This is a genomic window from Candidatus Delongbacteria bacterium (genome assembly GCA_041675285.1).
In the GTDB taxonomy this organism is placed as follows: Bacteria; CAIWAD01; CAIWAD01; order CAIWAD01; family CAIWAD01; genus CAIWAD01.
Map to the genome: position 1 here is coordinate 243612 of JBAYTZ010000003.1, position 18645 is coordinate 262256.

The window sequence follows — 18645 nt, forward strand, 5'->3', positions numbered from 1 at the left end:
GATGAACGCGCCCCCCCGCGCATCCCGCCCTCCCAGCCTCGAGCTGGACTGGGAGGAGCGGCTCTTCACGGGCCTGCGCGCCCTCTGGCGCCGTTGGCGATCCGCGCCGGTCAGGCCGGATCCCGGCTACGACACGAGCCTGCTGCTGCCCCGCCTGCTTCTACCAGTCCAACTGCTGGCCGGCTGGCCCTGCCGGTTGGCCACGGCGCAGGGCTGCGGCGGTTTGCAGCCGGAAGGCCTCGTGCTGCCCGCTTTTCTGCCCCAGGTGGAAGACGCGGACGCGGCGCTGGACTCGCTGCTCGCCTTCAGCCTGCTGGGCGCCCAGATGCTGGCCCGGGAGGATCTGCCCGACTCCCAGGCGCCCGGACTCCTGCTGCTGGACAGCCTGCGGCGGGCCGCCGAGGCCCGGCGGGAGCTGCTGGACGAGTGGCCGGGCGCGCGTCCGCTGCTGGAGCGGAGCGAGGCGCGGGCGCGGGCCACCCGGCCGGAATTGGACCGGCTGCCGGAGGCTGCCCGGGTGGTGGAAGAATTGCGGCAACTGGCCCTGGCCGGCGGTCAGCCCTGGCTGCAGGACAAATGGCGTCGGCGGCTGGGCGGTCTGACCGTGCTTCCGGCAGAGTCGCCGCCCCTCTCCTGCTGGCCGGAATGGCTGGCGGTGGCCGCCGTGGCGGGAGGACTGGGCATCCCGGCGGACCTGCAGCAGCCGGAGAGTTCCACCGGCACCGAGGTCGAAATGCCGGCGCGGACCGACATCGAACAGGTCCGGCTCTCCGGCAAGGATCTGCAGGAGCAGGTGCTTCAGCACATCTTCGAGAAGGTCCAGACCGCCGACGAGTACCGCGGCGGCACGCGCCAGACCGATGGCGAGGACGAGTTGCAGGACCAACTGGAGGCGCTGCAGGAGGTGGATCTGCGCCACGTGATCCGCGGCGGCGAGGCGGCCCAGAGCATCCTGCGCGCCGACCTGCGGCTGGATCCGGGCATCCCCGACGTGGCGGACGAGGAGGCAGAGGGCGGTCTGCCCTACCCGGAGTGGGACCAGCGGAGCGGGCGCCACCGCGAGGCCTGGTGTCGCGTTTTCCCGGCGCAGCCCCGCGCCACGGACGCCGGCTGGGCGGCGGGCCGCCTCCCGGAACTGGAACCCCAGATCCGCCGGCTGCAGCGCGTGCTGGAGCGCGAACGCGAGCGCCCGGAGCCCGTGCCGCGGCAGGAGGACGGCGAGCAGTTGGACACGGACGCCTACGCCGAGGACGCCGGCTCCCTGCGCGCCGGGCACGACGCGGCGGGGCGCTGGTACGTGCAGGACCGGCGCAAGCGGCCGGATCTGGCCTTGACCCTGCTGCTGGACGTCTCCCTTTCCAGCGACGCCTGGGTGGGCGAGCGGCGCGTGCTGGACCTCTGCAAGGACGCCGCGCTCGTGCTGGGCGAGGTGATGCGCCGGCTGGGGGAGGAGCTGGAGATTCTGGCCTTCCACTCCCGCACGCGCCACCACTGCCGCGTCTGGCGCGTGCACGAGCGGGGCGGGGACTGGAGCCTGGGCCGTGCGCGGCTGGGGGGCCTGCAGCCGGAGGGCTACACGCGCATGGGGCCGGCCCTGCGCTATGCGACGGACCGTCTGGCCGCGGTGGCCTCGCGGCGGCGCCTGCTGCTGGTGATCACCGACGGGCGTCCGACGGATTTCGACCGCTACGAAGGCCGCCACGGCATGGCCGACGTGCGCCACGCCCTGCGCGAGGCCCGCAGCCGCGGCGTGCACACCCACGCCCTGGCGCTGGATCCGCGCGCCCGCGCGGCCCTGCCCAGCATGCTGGGGGACGGACACTGGCAGCTGCTGCGCCGGCCCGCCGAGTTGCCGGACCTGCTCACCACCATCTACGGGCGACTCTCCGTATGAGCCGGCCCTCCGCCCGGATGGTGACACACGACCACGACGTGCCCGGCGACAAGGCCATGTGGGTGTTCATCTTCGCCGAGCTGGTCACCTTTCTGCTGTTCTTCCTGGTGTTCGCCTGGTTGGAGCGCGGCGATCCCGCGGGATTCGCCGCCGGGCGGTCGGACCTGCACCCGGGACTGGGCCTGCTCAACACGCTGGTCCTGCTCACGGGCGGGGCGCTGGCCCTGGCGGGCGTGCGTCGGCTGGAGGCGGATGGTGCGCAAAACGGACGAGCCGCGGGGCAGTGGTTTTCTGCCGCCGCGATCACGGGCCTGGCCTTCAGCGCCGTCAAGCTGACGGAGTTCGCCGGCCTGTTCGCCCAGGGACGGCACCTGTCCAGCTCCACCTTCCACTTCTTCTACTTCTTCCTCTGCTTTATCCATCTGGCCCACGTCTGGCTGGGGATGGCCCTGCTGCTCTGGGCCCGCCGCCGCGCCGGGCGGGAGCGGCCCGCGGCGGAGCGCCTCTCCGCCTGGCAGGCCGCCGCCGCGTACTGGCACATGGTGGATCTGGTCTGGCTCGTGCTCTTTCCCCTGGTCTACCTGGGCGGAGGCCGCCCGTGAAGGCCCTGCGCGACTTCCCGCTCGGGCTCTGGCTGCTGCTGGGCCTGCTGGTGCTGGCTGGCATGGCGGCGGGCGCGGCCGGCCGGCCGGAGCTGTTGTGGACGCTGGCCGCCCTCAAAGGCCTGATCATCTCCGAGCGCTACATGGAGCTGCACCAGGCCCCCCTGGCCTGGCGCCTGTCCGTGCCGGTCTGGATCCTGCTGGCCATGGGCGGCCTGCTCCTGCTGCTCCCTTGAAGCCCCCTTGCCGTGCGACGAGAAAACGGCCCGCGTCGTGTGACACGGGCCGTTTGGTTGGTTGGTGGAAGGTGTGTCCGGCTACCGGCCGACTTCCGCAGGGGCGATGATCAGCGGTTGCGCGCCGTTGGGAAAGACCAACGCGCGGGTCATCGGCGTCGCGGTTCCGCTCATGGGTACCTGGATGGGACCGCTGCTGCCCAGCAGCATGCCGTTCTCGTCAGTGGCGGTCACCTTGAAGGTGAAGACCGGGTAGTCCGAGACCAGCGGGTAGAAGTCGATGGTTTCGCTGACGGCGGTTTGGAAGAAGTGGGTCCACCCGTCGTAGCCACCCAGATTGTAGTAGCAGTTGTAGGAATCCACGACCAGCGGATTGCCGTTCGTGTCCGTGGTCACATCGTCCCAGTCCAGGTGGCAGGTGATGCGGCCGTCGTCCTCGGTGTTGGTGTCGGTCACCACGACGCTCAGGTTGGTGACGGGCGCCGGTCCCCACGTGCCCACCACGAGGCGGTAGTCCGCGGCCGGACCCAGGTCCGAGTAGCGGGTCCGGTAGACGGCCAATCCGTGCCAGCCCGTCGTGGCCGCGGTGAACACCCCTTCCTCGTCGACGGTCGAACCGCCCGAGTTGTACACGGCGCCGGCGCCGGGCAGCGAGGCGTAGCTCAGCGAGGCCGGGAAAATGGCCACACCCAGATCCACGGAGGAGTTGTTGAACAGGTGGACGGGGTAACTCTGCCCGGCGAACAGTTGGATGTCGCGCATGTGCACGAGCTGCCCGCCCCCCGCTCCGGCGTCCAAGGTGCCGGCGTATACGACCCCATGAGTCATGTCGCCTGAGTTGACGGCCTCCTGCACCGTGTAGGGCTCGCTGCTGAAGGAGGGATAGGCCCAGCCGTTGGTCACGCTCGTGTTCCGCAGCTGGCCGTTGCCGATGCTGTTGCCGTTGGCGGCCACCAGGCTGATCTCGCCGTAAGCAGGATAGTGGGACACCATCGGATACAGGTACGAGGTGGTGGGATCGGTGTCGGCGTTGTCAAACAGGAAGCTGACCAGATAGCCCTCCGCATGGGTGGGCATGGCCGCCACGGCGCTCCAGTAGCTGGTGGTCAGGCGATAGCCGTCCTGGTTCCAGGCGGGCAGGCTCCAGTAGTCCGGGTTCTGGGGGTTGACGAAGTTGGGCGCTGCCGTTCGCGACTCCTGGGTGCCCGCCACCAGGACGTGGGGCGCCCAGGCGTACTGCGCGTAGGTGCGGTTGTTGTCCTCGCCCCCCGGCAGTTCCTCGGCCAGCTCGCTGTTCGCGTCTTCGATGGAACCCACCTCGTGGCGGCCGCCCTTCACCGTGCCCAGGGATCGGCTGGACAGATAGCCGCTCCAGCCGCTGGGCAGGGTGCCGTAATCGCTGCTGGTCGCGACGGTGACGCCGTCCAGGGTCATGGAGTTGTTGGGGCCGGCGGGGGTGGCTCCGCTGCCGATGTTGGCCACGCCGGCGTCACACAAGGTCGTGCCCTCGGTCAGGACCGCGGGCAACACGCCGATGGTCCCGCTGTTGCGCACCACCACGGGGGCCGTCCAACCGGCCGGCAGCGCCGATGTGAGGTCGCCCGTGGGCGGTCCCCAGTAGAGGTTGTAGGTGGCGCTTTCCGCCAACTGGTTGGCCAGGTTCTTGCACACCACCAGGCCGTGCCAGCCCGTGGCCGTGGGCGTGAAGGTGCCGGCCTCGTCGCCGCCGTCGCCCGCCGCGTTCAGGGTCCACAGCGCACCGGAGCGGGAGAAACTGGTGGCGCTGGGGCCGAAGACGAACAGGGCCACGTCGGCGTCGCCCGCCGTGATGTCCAGGACGAAGCGCACGGGGTTCAGGTTGAGAAGGTTGAGCTCGAACACGTCGAGGATCTCGCCGGCAGCGAGGGCATTGGCGGAGAGCAGCGCCTGGACGGCGGGAGGATTGCCCACGCCCGTGGAGGCTTCGCGTTCCACCGTGTAGTCCTCCGCGCTGTCGGCGTAGTTCACCACGCCCACGAAGTTGGCCGTGGTGCCGCCGTTGCGGTTGTGGCCCACGAAGTCCGTGGTGGACACGCCGGCCGAGGAAGCCACCGTGGCCGTCCAGCCGGAGGTGGGGGTGGGATCCGTGTTGTAGAGGCGGATGTCGTAATCTCCGGTGCCGGACGGCATCACGCCGGTCACGTCCCACCAGCCCGGCGCCCCGCCGTTTCCGTAGCCGTCCAGGGCGTTGAAGGAGTAGCCTTCCGGGCTCTTGAGCGGCCCCCGGCTGAAGGTCTGCGGCGTATTGGAGGCCAGCGCCGTGGGCTCCCAGCGGTAGCCGATGACCGTCGTGTTGTTGCTCTCCACGCTCTCGTCCACCAGAGAGGTGGCGTCCAGCGTGTTGCGCAGGTAGTGCAAGCCGCCGCGGACCGTGGTCTGGTGGTCGCTGATGTTGCTGGTCGTCCAGGGGTTCAACGTGCCGTTCACGCCGTAAGCCACCATGACGTCGTCCCGGTAGAGGTAGGCGCGGGCGGGGGTCGCGGCGCCGTACCGGCCGGCATTGATCCAGGCCCAGTCGAGGTAGGTGGTGGCCGGCGCCGGCGGCAGGGCGGCCGGCAAGGTGTTGGTGCCGCTCACATCGGAAGGCACGATGATGTCCGCCCAGCCCGGATTGTAGGGTTGCAGATCCGGGGCCAGGATGCCCTTCAGGTTGGGCAGGACATTGATCTCCTTCCAGGTGTCCGTGGGACCCTGGGGCGTGCCGTTGGTGGTCAGGCGGCTGCGCAGGTCCCAGGGGCTCAGGTAGGCGCCATGCTGGTAGCGGTGGATGAGCGCCAGGCTGATGGCCGCGCCCGTGACGATGGGACTGGCGCTGGAGGTGCCGCTGAAGCCCGCCGTGTAGTCCTGGTCGCCGCCGGTCTGGTTGAAGAGATCGCCGTAGCCCGCGGCGTAGACGCCGTCGCCCCAGCCCTGGGCGCTGATGCGCGTGCCGTGGTTGGTCCAGCACTCGGGGTTGTGCACGCTGCCCGAGGTGCCGGCGCCCACGACGATCGCCCCGCTGTCGCGCACGCCCAGATCGAAGGCGCCGCCGTAGCCGGCCCAGTCCAGGTCCATGCTGCCGTTACCCGCCGCCTCGATGCAGGTGCGACCGTTGGTCGAGTTGGCCAGGATGGCGTTGAACTCCGCCGTCCAATACTCAATGGCGATGTAGGTGAACTGGCCGCAGTTGCACACGCAGGTCCAGCCGGGATTGGGGCCGCCGGCGTGCATCTCGATCAAGTAGGTCTCGCCGGTCATCAGTTGGCTGCCGATGGCGATGAGCGCGTCCGCCGTGCTGGCGTGACCCGACACCACGCGGGCCGTAAGGTGCGTCAAGGGGACCAGGCCGGTGACGCCCTTGCTGTCTTCGCAGGCGCCCACGATGGAGACCACCGCCGTGCCGTGGTTGTAGAAGTCCGGATTCGTGCTGTCCGGGCCGCTGTTGATGGTCAGGGAGCTGTAATCCTCATGGGTCTCCGTCCAGCCCCACTCCAGATCCTGGAACCAGTAGCTGGGCAGACCCCTGCCGTTGACAGGGTCATAGGTCCAGGCATAGTTGATGTCCACGCCTGTGGGGGCCGCCTCGCGGTAGTCCTGGCTGGCGGTCCAGTTGGGCGTGGTCGGGGTGGGATCCGTCCCGCACACGGCCGGGGAGGGAATGGCCTCGTAGTAGGCCGTCTGGACGACGGACTGCTTGAGCAGCTCCATCAGCAGGCCCTTGGCGTCGCGGTTGCCGCCCTTCAGCGTGAACAGGTAGAAGTTGTTGAGGTCAGCCACGTCGATGCCGGAGAGGCGCTCGCCGCGCTCCACGTAGGCGTCCAGCTCCTCCACAGACATGCTCTGGAAGACGCGGGAGAGCTCGATCTCGGGATGTGTCTTGAGGAAGCTCTCCACGCCGGCCATGCTCCGGCCTTCCAGCGAGACCAGCCGCCCGCCCTGCAGGCGCACGCGCGTGTCCTCGCTGAACTGGACGATGAGCTTGTCGGTGCGGTAGAGGTCCGGGTCGATCAGGTCCACGAACTGGTCGCGGGGCAGCTCGCCCATTTGTCGCAGGGAGAGATTGCGCAGGGCGTGGGCCGTGGGGGCCAGCAGGCCTGTGAGACACAGGCCCGTCAGGGAAAGGGTCAGGAGCTTGTTCATCGGGCGCCTCCTTCCGTGCCGTCCAGGGCGCGGCCGGTGGCCGGATCACGGGGCACGAAGGTGGTGGGCGCGGGTGCGGGCCTGGGCGTCAGGTTGCCCAGGGCCTCGTCCAGGCGGGCGGCGTAGGCCGCGTCACCCCGGCTCAGTGCGTCCTGGCGCAGGAACTCCAACTCTTCGCGGGAGTGGCGGAGCTTCAGGTCGCGCAGCCGATCCTCCAGCGCCTCGCGGGCTTGGTTGTCGGCAGCGCCAAGCGAGGCGGCCAGGGACTGGAACTCCGCCAGCTGGCGGGCCCGCAGCTCGGCCAGGGGACCGGTCGGGGCCGGGGCCAGCCCGTACTCAGCCGCGCTCCCGGGCAGAGCGACGACGGCGCCCCCCGTGGCGGGCTGGGACGTCCTCAGGATCTCGTAAGTCTCCGTGTCCACGCGGCGCTCCGTGGTCTCACTTTCCGCGGCGAAGGCCGCGCCGGTCAGGGCCAGCGCCAGAACGATTGTGAGTCGCTTGTTCATCGGGTCGCCTCCGGGCTCGGGGCCACCGGCTGGGGCAGGCGCTCGGTGACGATCTCGGGCTGGGCGGAGGCGGGCTGCAGCCGCTTGGCCAGGGCCTCCTCCGTGCGGGCCAACAGGTCCGTCTGGCCGCTGGCCGCGTACCAGTCGCGCTTCAGCTCCAGTTCGCGCAGGTCGAAGCGCGCCAGGGCCGCGTTGAACTCGCGCCGCAGGGCCTGGCTCTCGCCGGCCTGCCAGTCGAAGGCCTGGACAAAGGCCTGGCGCTCGGCGTGGAGGGTGGTGATGGCCTGCCGATGGGGCGCGGCCAGCGACGTTGCCTCCAGCGCCACGACGGGCGTGTCGGAGGAAGGGGCTGGGACGAGCTGCGCGTCCACGGTCGCGCGGGTCGCGGCGTGCGCGACCCCCGTGGACAGAACCAGCAGGCCCGCCAGCCAAGTGGCGTGCTTCATGATCTCTCCTGTGGTTGGCCCCACGACCAGGTGGCGTGCGGCAATGGGCGTTCTGGTGTTGTGCTGTGTTGTCCGGCGGAGGGACCGGGTCCCGGCTCCAAGCGTGCCTGCCAGGCAGACGGGCGAACCTACGCGAAGCTGGCCTAATATCAAAACATAAACTTAGTTCGCTTTAGGGGCGCATAAATATGAATACCAAACCCGAACTATGAGAAAGCGGCCCGTGTCGGGTGACACGGGCCGCTTGGCGGTCAGAAATGCGAGTGGCGACTAGCGGTCAGTCCCCACGGCCGGCTGGCTGATGCCGGACGGCAGACCGAGAATACGCGAGGTGGGAGTCTCCACCGGGCCGCCCAGCGGTCCCTGGAAGGGCCGGGAGCTGGCCAGCAACATGCCGTTCTCGTCCACGGCCGTCACCATGAAGTAGAAGTCGGGGTCGCCGCCGATCCAGATGCCCCAGGGGCCGGTCTGGCTGGTGTACTCGACGGCGAACTGCATCCAGCCCGCGTAGGGGCTCGACGAGTAGTAGCAGTTGTAGTGGTCCACGGCCAGCGGATAGAAGTTCGTGTCGTACACGACGTCGCTCCAATCCAGCGCGAACCCGAGGACGTCATCCGTGCCGTCCGTGTCCGTCATGATGATGGACAGATCGAGGATCGGCTGCGGCGCCCAGCTGCCCACCACGATGCCGTAGGGAGCATCGGGACCCAGGTCGGTGGAACGCGTGCGGTAGACCGCCACGCCGTGCCAACCCGTGGCGCTGGCCGTGAAGGTGCCGCTCTCGGAGCCCGTGGGGCCGTTGACGTTGAACAGGCCTTCGGCGCTGCTCAGGGGCGCGTAGTTGTCCCCGGCCGTGAAGATCGCCACGCCCAGGTCAACGCTGGAATTGTTGAAGAGCTGGATCGGATAGCTCTGGCCGCCCTGCAGGTAGACGTCATAGGTGTGCAGGATCTGCCCACCGCCCGCGCCGGAAGTCAGGGTGTTGTGGAACATCGTGCCCTGCTGCAGGTCGCCCTGCCACTGGCTCTGCTGCACCGTGTAGGGCGCCGCGGGGATCACGTAGGGATAGGCCAGGTTGTTGGTCACGCCCACGTTGTGCGTGCTGCCGTAACCCAGCACGTTGCCGTTGGCCAGGGTGAAGCTGATCTCGCCGGGGGCCGTGTAGTTGGACTCCACGGGATAGAGGAGCGCCGTGTTGGAGTTGTTGTCCGCGTTGTCGTAGGCGTGGACATTCAGCTGCTCCGCGGGGTCCGTGGGCATGGCCGCCACGCCGCTCCAGTACACGGCCGTGAGCACGTAGCCGTCCTGGTTGAAGCCGGGCAGGGACCAGTAGGCGGGGTTGTTGAAGTTGGCCCAGTTGGGAGCCGCCGAGCGCGACTCGGGAGTCAGGCCGGCCAGCGCGTGGGGGGCCCAGGCGTACTGCGCATACGTGACGTTGTTGGACTCGCCGCCGGGCAGCTCCTCGGCCACCTCGTAGTACGCGTCCTCGATGGAGCCCACTTCGTGGCGTCCGCCCTTCACCGTGCCAATGGGCCACTCGGAGAGGTAACCGGCGAAGCCGGGCCACAGGCTGCCGTAGGGACCGGCGGTGGCGGCGACGATGCCGTCCACGGTCATGTTGTTGTCGGGGCCGGCCGGCGTGTCGCCGCTGCCTACGTTCGCCACGCCGGCGTCCAGCACCGAGCTGCCTTCATTCAACACAGTGGGCAACACACCGACGGGGCCCACGCCGCTGTTGCGGGCCACCACGGGTCCGGTCCAGCCGGCCGGGGTGTAGGAGGTCAGGTCACCCGCGGGCGGACCCCAGTAGAAGTCGTAGTAGGCTTCCTCATTCAGCTGCGTGACCAGGTTCTTGCAGATCACGATACCGTGCCAGCCCGTTGCCGGAGGCGTGAAGAGGCCCACTTCATCGCCGCCGTTGCCGGCTGCGTTGAGCGTCCACAGGGCGGAGCCGCGCCCGAAGTAGGTGGAGGAAGGACCGAACACGAAGACGGCCACGTCGGCGTTGCCGTAGGTGAGGTCCAGTGCGAAGCGGATGGGCTCCAGATCGTCCACGTACATCTCGAAGACGTCGAGGATCTCCCCGCTAAGAAGCTGGTTGGTGGAGATCAGCGTGGGAACGGCCGGCGGCGAACCGATGCCCGTGGAGGCTTCGTGCTCAACGGTGTAGTTCTCGCCGGTGTCGGAGTAGTTGATTATGCCGTAGAAGTCCGCGTCGCCCACCGCGTTGTTGTTGGAACCGACGAAGTCCACGGTGCTCACGCCCGCGGAGCCGGCCAAGGCGCCGGTCCAGCCCGTGGTGGGCGTGGGGTCGGTGTTGAACAGCTGGATGTCATAGTCGGCGCCCACGGAGGGCATCACGCCGGTGATGTCCCACCAGCCGCCCCAGCCACCGTTGCCATAGCCGTCCAGGGCCGCGTAGCTGTAGCCCTGCGGATTGCGTTTCGGGCCGCGGCTGTAGGTCTGGGGCACATCGGAGGCCAGCACCATCGGATCCCAGCGATAGGCGATGGTGCTGTTGTTGTTGGTCTCGATGCTCTCATCCACCACGCCGGATTGGTCGTTGTACAAGCGCAGGTAGTGCAAGCCGCCGCGGACGGCCATCCCGAAGTCGCCCGTGGTGTAGTACCAGAACTTGGGGTGGCTGCCGATACCATTGACGGCCACCACGGCGTCGTCCTGGAGCAGGTAGTTCTCATAAGCGCCGATGGTGGCGTAGTGGCTCCAGTTCACCCAGGCCCAGTCGAAGTAGGTGGTGGCGGGGGCCGGCGGCAGGTTGGCCGGCAAGACCGTGGTGCCACCCACGTCGGAAGGCACGATGACGGCGTCCCAACCGGGATTGTAAGCGGTCAGGTCCGGGGCCAGGATGCCCTTCATGTTGGGCAGGGCGTTGATTTCCTTCCAGGTGTCGGTGGGACCCTGGGGCGTGCCGTTGATGGTCAGCCGGCTGCGCACATCCCACGGGCTCATGTAGCTGCCGTTCTGATAGCGATGGATCAACGCCAGCGAGATGGCCGCGCCGGTCACGATGGGGCTGGCGCTGGAGGTCCCACTGAACGAGGCCGTGTAATCCTGGTCAATGCCGGCCGGATTGAAGACGTCGCCATAGCCGGCGGCGTAGACGCCGTCACCCCAGCCCTGGGCACTGACGCGGCTGCCGTGGTTGGTCCAGCACTCGGGGTTGTGCACGCTGCCCGAGGTGCCGGCACCCACCACGATGGCGCCGCTGTCGCGCACGCCCAGATCGAAGGCGCCGCCGTAGCCGGCCCAGTCGAGGTCCATGCTGCCGTTGCCGGCGGCCTCGATGCAGGTCTTGCCGTTGGTGGAGTTGGCCAGGATGGCGTTGAAGTTGGCCACCCAGTACTCCATCGCGATGTAGGTGAACTGGCTGCAATTGCACACGCAGGCCCAACCGGGGTTGGGGCCGCCGGCGTGCATCTCGATCAGGTAGGTCTCGCCCGTGAGGAGCTGGCTGCCGATGGCGATCAGCGCGTCCGCCGTGGTGGCGTGGTTGCTCACCACGCGGGCCGTGAGGCGCGTGTTGGGCACCAGGCCGCTGACGCCCTTGCCGTCGTCGCAGGCGCCCACGATGGACATCACCGCCGTGCCGTGGTTGTAGAAGTCCGGCGTGGCGCTGTCCGGTCCGTTGGTGATCAGAACGTTGCCGAAGTCCTCGTGGGTCTCCGTCCAGCCCCACTCCAGATCCTGGAACCAATAGGAGCCCAGACCCTTGCCGTAGGTGGGGTCAAAGGCCCAGGCGTAATCGATGTCCACGCCCGTGGGCGCGGCCTCGCGGTAGTCCTGGCTGGGCACGTAGTTGGGCGTGGCCGGCGCCGGATCGCTGCCGCAGATCGCCGGGGTGGCGATGGGCTCGTAGTAGGCGGTCTGGACGAGGGGCTGCTTGAGCAGCTCCGTCAGCAGGCCCTTGGCGTCGCGGTTGCCGCCCTTCAACGTGAACAGGTAGAAGTTGTTCAGGTCGGCCACGTCGATGCCGGAGAGGCGCTCGCCGCGCTCCACGTAGGCATCCAGCTCATCCACGCTCATGCTTTCGAAGACGCGGGAGACGACGATGTCCGGGTGCGCCTTCAGGAAGGCCTCCACACCGCCGAGGTTCCGACCCTCCAGCGAGACCAGTCGCTCGCCCTGCAGGCGCACGCGCGTGTCTTCGCTGAATTGCACCACCAGCTTGTCCAGGTAGACCATGTCGGGGTCGATCAGTTCGACGAACTGGTCGCGGGGCAGTTCACCCATCTGCCGCAGGGAGAGATTGCGCAGCGCGTGGGCGTTGCCGGCCAGCAGGCCGATGGTCGCGGCGGCCAGCAGGCCGCTGAGAAGAAGCTTCCTCATTTCGCACCCCCCGTCCGGCCGTCCAGCGCGACGCCCGTGACCGTGTCACGGGGCACGAAGCTCGTGGCCACCGGGGCGGTCTTGGGCTGCAGGTCCAGCAGGGCCGCGTCCAGGCGGTCCACCGCGGAGGTGTTGCCCTTCAGCACGGCCTCCGAGCGCAGCCACTCCAGCTCCTCGCGAGCCTGGCGGGCCTTCAACTGGCTGGCCTGCAACTCCAGCGCGTCCCGCTCCGCGTTGTCGCGGGCGCCGGCGAGCGTCTGCAGCAGGGCCGCGTACTCGCTCTGGTGGCGGCTGCGCAGCTCGGCCAGGGGGCCGTCGGCCTGCGCCTGCTGGGCACGCCCGGCGACGGCCTGGGCATCCACCGATCCGCCCGATGCGGGCTGGGTGGGCGCCAGCATCTGATAGGTCTCGGTGTCCACGCGACGCTCGGGGGATTCGTCCCCGGCGGCCAGGACGGTGCCCGACCACGAGGCCAGCACCAGGCTCAATAGGATCAACTTGCTCATTTCGACTCCTCCGGGGTCAGGGGCTGCACGGCGGTCCGGCGCTCGCCGCCGATCTCGGGCAGCGCGCGGGCGGGCTGCAGGCGCTTCTCCAGGCTGGACTGGGTGCGGGCGAGCAGGTCGGTCTGGCCCGTGGCCTGGTACCAGTCGCGGCGCAGCTCCAGCTCGCGGATCTCGAAGCGCTCCATGGCGGCCTGGAAGGCTCCGCGCAGGGACTCGCGCTCGCCCGCGCTCCAGTCAAAGGACTGGACGAAAGCCTGGCGCTCCTGCTGCAGGGCCGTGATGGCCTGACGGTGGGGGGCATCCGCCGGCCGTTCGGCGACGGCGGCGACCACGGGTGTGGCCTTTGCGTCCAAGACGCGGGTTCCGGGGGCGGTGGGGTCCAACGTGGCCGCGCTCTCAGCCGCCCAGGCGGCTCCGCTGACGGCCAGGACCACAACGCCCACCATCCAAGGTGCGTGCTTCATGGGGTCTCCTGAAGTTGACCGCAGGCGCCACGCGGGGCCCACGGCAGGTTGCTGTGTGATTCAATTGCTGTGTTGGGTCGGCTGGGGGACCGACGCTTCCGGACCATTCCATCCCCACGGATGTAGGACGGGAACGGTCGAAGAAGTGGGGCACAACCTACGGGGCCGCAAGCAGGGATCAAACAGGAAAACGCCGAAACACGCCCGTTTGAACTTGTTTTTCTGTTGCCAGGCGGGCCGGATCCCCGGCGTGATCGGTCGTGATACAACGGTCCGCTGTCGGACCATTGCGTCGCGCTATGAATGGCGAAGCGCCGGCCCGCATGCACGGACCGGCGCTCTTCAGGACGCCGCCCCCCGGCAAGGCGCCCTGCGCATCATGGCTCGCTTCCTCGCAGTCGGCCGCAGGATCAGCGGCCCGCCTCCGGCGGCGCGGCGCCCACGCGCCAGAGTCCCGGAGTCCCCTCTCCATTGAGGAAGAGCGGCGTCGAAGGGGTGGTGACGGTGGAAATCTCCAACTGGTGGCTGCTGCCCAGCAGGATGCCGTCCACGTCCAGGGCCGTGACCATGAAGAAACACTGCGGCCGGATGGTCAGGCCCGCGCCCCAGATGTCGGTCTGGCTGAGAACGGGCGAATCGAACTGGGTCCAGGGCTCGTCGATGTCCCGTCGGTAGTAGCAGTTGTACACGTCCACGCCCAGCGGATTGCCGTTGCCGTCGGTGCTCACGTCGTCCCAGTCCAGATAGAACGTGACGTAGTCGTCCGTGCCGTCGACGTCCACCATGTGCAGCTCCAGGCCGGTGACGGCGGCGGGTTGGCGGCTGCCGATGGTTAGCTGGAAGGACGCGCTGGGGCCCAGGTCGGCGCTGCCGCTGCGGTAGACGGCCACGCCGTGCCGCCCGGCGCTCGTTGTGGTGAAAAAGTCGATCTCGTCGTCGCCTGCGCCGCCGCTGTTGAATTCCACCAGCGCCTGATTCAACGCCGTGAAGTCCACGCCGGCGGAGAAGATCGCCACCCCAAGATTCACGCTCGAGTTATTGATCAGGCGGAGCGGATAGCTCACGCCGGCCTCCAGCTCGATGTCGTAGCAGCGCAGGATCTGCGTGGCCGTGAGCGAGGTGTTGCGAACCACTCCAGGGGTCAGCGTGGCGGCCCGGCTGGCGGCCTGCACCACGTAACTGCCCGTGGGCGTGACGTAGGGCCAGGCCCAGTTGTTCATCACGCCGGCATTCAGCGGCACGCCGTTGCCCACCACGTTGCCGTTGGCCATCACCAGCGTGATGCCGCCGGGTTCGGCGTACTCGGACAGCACAGGTTGGGACATGGCCGTCAGGGGATCGGTGGAGGCGCTGTCGTAGCCCTGCATGTCGTGCTGCATCGCCGGGTCGGTGGGAATGCTGGCGACGCCCGTCCAGCCGTTCGTGGAGTAGAGATAGCCGTCCTGGCTCCAGTTGAGGAAGCTGCCCTGGCCCGGCTCTCCGGATTGGCTGAAGTTGGGAGCCGCCGAGCGCGTGACCGAGACGTTGTTGGTCAGGGCGTAGGGCGCCCAGACATACTGGTCGTAGCGGAGGTTGTTGCTCTCGCCGTAGGGCAGCTCCTCCTGGACTTCGCCCAGGTAGTCCAGTTGGGAAGTCAACGTGTGGCGCCCGCCTTTGACCGTGCCGATGGAGCGGCCGGAGATGTTGCCCGTTGCGCCCGACACCAGCGCGTTGAAATCGCCGCTCGTGTGGACCAGCGGGCCGTCCAGGGACAAGGTCAGGTTGCTGCCGCCGGCCATGGTGCCGGAGCCGGCGTTGAGCAGGCCGGCGTCGCCCAGGCTGGCGCCCTCGTTCAGGATGGCGGGCAGCACGCCCACGGCACCGCCGCTGTTGCGCGCCACCACGGGCGCGCTCCAGCCGGGCAGCGTATGATGCGTCAGGTCGCCCGTGGGCGGTCCCCAGGAGATCGCGTAGTACGCGTAGTTGTCCAGGTCCGTGCGCAGGTTCTTGCAGATCACCAGCGCGTGGAATCCCGTGGCCGTGGGGGTGAAGACCCCGTGCTCGTTTTCGCCGGGTCCGACGGAGTTGAGCGACCAGGCGGCGTTGCTGCGGCTGAAATAGGTCGTCGCCGGACCGTAGACATAGGCCGCCAGGTCCGCCGACCCGCCGTACCCTTCCACGCCCAGCGCGATGTGGAAAGGTGTCAGGCTGGTGACGTTGAATTCGTAGACATCGAGGATCTCGCCAAACCAGAGCGATCCGTTGGCGGCGACGGTGGGGACGGAAGGCGGCGCGCCCAGATAGCTCGAGTGGTCGCCCTCCACCGTGTAGCCCTGGCTCGAGTCGCTGTAGTTCACGACACCGGCGTAGTCGCCGTTGCTGAGGACGTTGTTGTTGCAGCCCACGAAGTCCACCGTGGTGATGCCGCTGGACATGGCCACCGGGCTTGTCCAGCCGCTGGTGGGGGTGGGGTCCGCGTTAAAGAGCCAGATGTCGTAGTCCGCGTCCGTCTCCGGCATCACGCCGAACACCTCCCAGTAGCCCGAGTAGTCGCCCCCGTTGCTGAACCCGTCCAGGGCGGCCGCGCCGGCGCCTTCCGGATACATCCTCGGGCCGCGCGTGAAGTCCATGGGCGTGTTCGCGGCCAGCATCACGGGTTCCCAGCAGTAGGGGATCGCGTCGAAGTTGTTGCCTTCCACGCTTTCATCCGTCCCGCCCAGCGGGTCGCACCGTTGCGCCAGGTAGTGCAAACCGCCACGGACATCCAGGGAGTAGTCCGGAGAGAATGTGGCGCTGAATGGCCCCAGGTCGATGGACGCCGACGCCACGGGGACATCGTCCAGATAGAGATGGGTGAGGGCGGGTTCGGCGCTGCCGTAGCGGCTCCAGTTCACCCAGGACCAGTCGACATAGGTGTTGGCTGGGGCCGGCATCAGGCTTGCCGGCAGCGTGTTGGTCCCCGTCACCGAGGAGGGCACGATGGTGTCGGCCCAGCCGCCGGGTGCGTAAGGCGCCAGGTCCGGGGCCAAGACGCCCTTGAGATTGGGCTGGAGGCCGATTTCATGCGTCGGGTTCGTGGCCTGAGGTGTGCCGTTGGTCTGCAGGCGGGAGCGCAGCGTCAGCGGCGACGCGTAGGTTCCTTCCTGTTGGTGGTGGATCAGGTTGAGGCTGATCGCCGTTCCCGCCGCGATGGCCACCGCGCTGGACGTGCCGCTGAAGGCATTCGTGTAATCCTGCTCGCAGCCCGCCGGGTTGACGGCCCAGCCGTAGCCGGCGGCGTAGACGTTGCTTCCCCAGCTGTAGAGGTCCACGCGGCTGCCGTGGTTGGTCCAGCACTCCGGGTCGTGGGTCGCGTCGGAGGACGCGGCACCCACCAGAATCGCCTGACTGTCGCGCACGGAGCGGTTGAAGGCGCCGCCGTAGCCGGCCCAGTCCAGGTCCATGCTGCCATTGGCCGAGCCTGCCAGACAGATGCGGCCGTTGGTGCTGTTGGCCAGGATCGCGTCGAAGTTTCCGCTCCAGTACTCCATCGGAATCGTCTCGAATTGCCCGCAGTTGCAGACACAGGTCGTGCCCTGACTGGGGCCCCAGGCGGCGAACTCGATCATGTAGGTTTCGCCGGTGACCAGGTAATCGCCGGTGGCCAGGATCGCGGCCTCCACCGAGCTGTGGTTGTTGCAGACGCGACCCGTCAGGCGGACCTCGGGCACCAGGCCGGTGACTCCCTTGTTGTCGTCACAGGCGCCCACGATGGAACAGGCGGCCGTGCCGTGGTCGTACCAGGACGGATCCGTGGAATCAGCGCCGTTGCAGATGGTGAACGTGTCGAAGTCCTCGTGGTCCTCGCACCAGCCTTCCTCCAGGTCCTGGAACCAGTAGCTCTCGACGCCGTCGCCGGCGCTGGAATGGGCCCACGCATAGTTGATGTCAACACCATTCGGCGCCGCGTCGCGGTAGCCCTGGCTGGCTTCATAGTTCGGTGTCGCGGGTGCGGGATCGCTGCCGCAGACGGTGGGCAGGGTGATGGGCTCGAAGTAGCCCGTCTGCACCAGATCGAGTTTGAGCACCTCTTCGAGCAGGCCCTTGGGATCGTCATTGCGCCCCGCGATGGTCAGCAGATACCAGTTGTTCAGGTCGGCCACGTCCCAGCCGCTGAGCGCCTCGCCCCGAGCCACGTAGGCGTCCAGCGCCGGCTCGTCCAGCACGTCGAAGAGGCGCGCCACCTGCACTTCCGGGTGCGCCTTCAGGAAGGCGTCCACGGCCGTCAAGCTGCGACCCTCCAGCGAGACCAGCTGCTCGCCGCGCAGACGCACGCGCGTGTCCTCCACGAACTTGACCAGCAGCTGATCCAGCCGGACGCGGTTGGGATCGACGAGGTTCAGGTACTGGTCGCGGGGCAACTCGCCCTGCTGCTTCAGCGCGAGGTTGCGCAGCGCGTGCGCGTTGGGGACCAGGAGTCCCGTCAGGACGGCCGTCAACAGGCCGCCCAGGCTGAGCTTGTTCACTGGGCGCCTCCTTCCGTGCGGCCGACCAGGGCCTGGCCGCTGAGTGGATCACGCGGCACACAGGTGGTGGCGGCGGGCAGCGGCCTGGGCTCCAGTTCGCGCAGGGCTTCGTCGAGCCGGGCGACGGTCGCGGCAGCGCCACGCGCCAGGGCGTCGGAGCGGCGCCACTCCAGCTCCTCGCGGCGCTGGGTCAGTTTGAGGGCGGCGGCTTGCCGCTCCAGAGCGGCGCGCTCGTCCTGGTCGTCGGTCGCCAGCAAGGCGCGCTCCAGGGCCGCGGTGTCGGCCTGGTGCCGGGAGCGGAGCTCGGCCAGGGCGGTCGGGGTCGTGACACGGGCAGCTGGTGACTGTCGAAGCACTTCCACAGGGACAGACAGCAGGGTCGGCGTGTCGGGCTCGCTGACGCGATAGGTGGCCGTGTCCTCCCGGCGCTCCTCGGCAGTGCCAACGACCGGGACGAGGAGGCCGAACAGGCAGAGCGTGAGCAGGGCGTGCTTCATTGGATCACCTCCGGTTCCAGATCCGGGGACACCGGCGGGGCGGACTCGCTTGCCTCCAGCTCCGGCAGCGCGGGGCGGGGTTGGGTGAGGCGTTCGATGCGGGCCTGGATGCGGGCCAGCAGCTCACTCTGCCCCAGGGCCTGGTACCAGTCACGCCTCAGCTCCAGCTCCCGCAGATCGAAGGCCCGCATCTGCGCGCCGAACTGGCGCTTCAGGGCGACGCGATCGCCGGAGGCGTTCCAGTCAAAGCCCGCGCTGTAGGCCTGGCGCTCGCCCAAGAGGGTCGCCATGGCCAGTCGGTGGGCCTGGGTGGCGGCGTCCGGCGGGGCGGGCGGCGCGGCCTGTGTCACAAGGCCGGGCGTCGGAACGTTGCCGGCGCCGGGTTGGTCCGCGTCTGCCGCCGCGACCCGGAACAAGCCGAGGAGCAACAGCAGGGACAGGCAAAGGGTGCGGATCATGACTCCTCCTGGGTTGTGGGCGAAGCAGGGGGCGCCAGCCACGTGAT

At 68.7% G+C, this 18645-nt stretch carries 12 protein-coding genes; 3 read left to right on the plus strand and 9 right to left on the minus strand.

Annotated elements, in window-relative coordinates; translation table 11 throughout:
* The first annotated feature begins 1 nt into the window (after nt 1).
* From WC326_04550 to WC326_04560, 3 genes are read left to right on the plus strand one after another with little or no spacing between them, the layout of a single operon-like run.
* Nucleotides 2-1894 carry a VWA domain-containing protein gene (locus WC326_04550; protein MFA7330326.1) on the plus strand — a complete coding sequence of 631 codons (1893 nt, stop codon included), beginning with the start codon at nt 2-4 and terminating at the stop codon, nt 1892-1894.
* Nucleotides 1891-2496, plus strand: a complete 606-nt coding sequence (locus WC326_04555) for a cytochrome c oxidase subunit 3 (protein MFA7330327.1) — start codon at nt 1891-1893, stop codon at nt 2494-2496. The genes WC326_04550 and WC326_04555 overlap by 4 nt, the downstream gene beginning before the upstream one ends.
* Nucleotides 2493-2732, plus strand: a complete 240-nt coding sequence (locus WC326_04560; protein MFA7330328.1) for a hypothetical protein — start codon at nt 2493-2495, stop codon at nt 2730-2732. Before WC326_04555 ends, WC326_04560 begins: the two co-directional genes overlap by 4 nt.
* Nucleotides 2733-2813: 81 nt before the next feature.
* On the opposite strand, the gene WC326_04565 is transcribed toward WC326_04560, so the two are convergent.
* The 9 genes from WC326_04565 to WC326_04605 form a co-directional block, all read right to left on the minus strand.
* Nucleotides 2814-6890: a S8 family serine peptidase gene (locus WC326_04565; GenBank protein MFA7330329.1), complete on the minus strand. Its 4077-nt coding sequence runs from the start codon at nt 6888-6890 to the stop codon at nt 2814-2816.
* Nucleotides 6887-7396 (minus strand): hypothetical protein, encoded by a 510-nt coding sequence (locus WC326_04570; protein MFA7330330.1) that lies wholly within the window; start codon nt 7394-7396, stop codon nt 6887-6889. The genes WC326_04565 and WC326_04570 overlap by 4 nt, the downstream gene beginning before the upstream one ends.
* On the minus strand, nt 7393-7842 hold the full coding sequence (locus WC326_04575) for a hypothetical protein (protein ID MFA7330331.1): 450 nt from the start codon (nt 7840-7842) through the stop codon (nt 7393-7395). The genes WC326_04570 and WC326_04575 overlap by 4 nt, the downstream gene beginning before the upstream one ends.
* Nucleotides 7843-8112: 270 nt before the next feature.
* Nucleotides 8113-12189, minus strand: a complete 4077-nt coding sequence (locus WC326_04580; protein MFA7330332.1) for a S8 family serine peptidase — start codon at nt 12187-12189, stop codon at nt 8113-8115.
* A complete protein-coding gene (locus WC326_04585; protein MFA7330333.1) occupies nt 12186-12695 on the minus strand; it encodes a hypothetical protein in 510 nt (169 codons plus the stop codon). The genes WC326_04580 and WC326_04585 overlap by 4 nt, the downstream gene beginning before the upstream one ends.
* Entirely contained in the window at nt 12692-13159 is a 468-nt protein-coding gene (locus WC326_04590) for a hypothetical protein (GenBank protein MFA7330334.1), read from the minus strand. Before WC326_04590 ends, WC326_04585 begins: the two co-directional genes overlap by 4 nt.
* A 410-nt stretch (nt 13160-13569) precedes the next feature.
* Nucleotides 13570-17643, minus strand: a complete 4074-nt coding sequence (locus WC326_04595) for a hypothetical protein (protein MFA7330335.1) — start codon at nt 17641-17643, stop codon at nt 13570-13572.
* Nucleotides 17640-18140 carry a hypothetical protein gene (locus WC326_04600; protein ID MFA7330336.1) on the minus strand — a complete coding sequence of 167 codons (501 nt, stop codon included), beginning with the start codon at nt 18138-18140 and terminating at the stop codon, nt 17640-17642. Before WC326_04600 ends, WC326_04595 begins: the two co-directional genes overlap by 4 nt.
* Entirely contained in the window at nt 18137-18598 is a 462-nt protein-coding gene (locus WC326_04605) for a hypothetical protein (GenBank protein ID MFA7330337.1), read from the minus strand. The genes WC326_04600 and WC326_04605 overlap by 4 nt, the downstream gene beginning before the upstream one ends.
* Between the last annotated feature and the right edge of the window lie 47 nt (nt 18599-18645).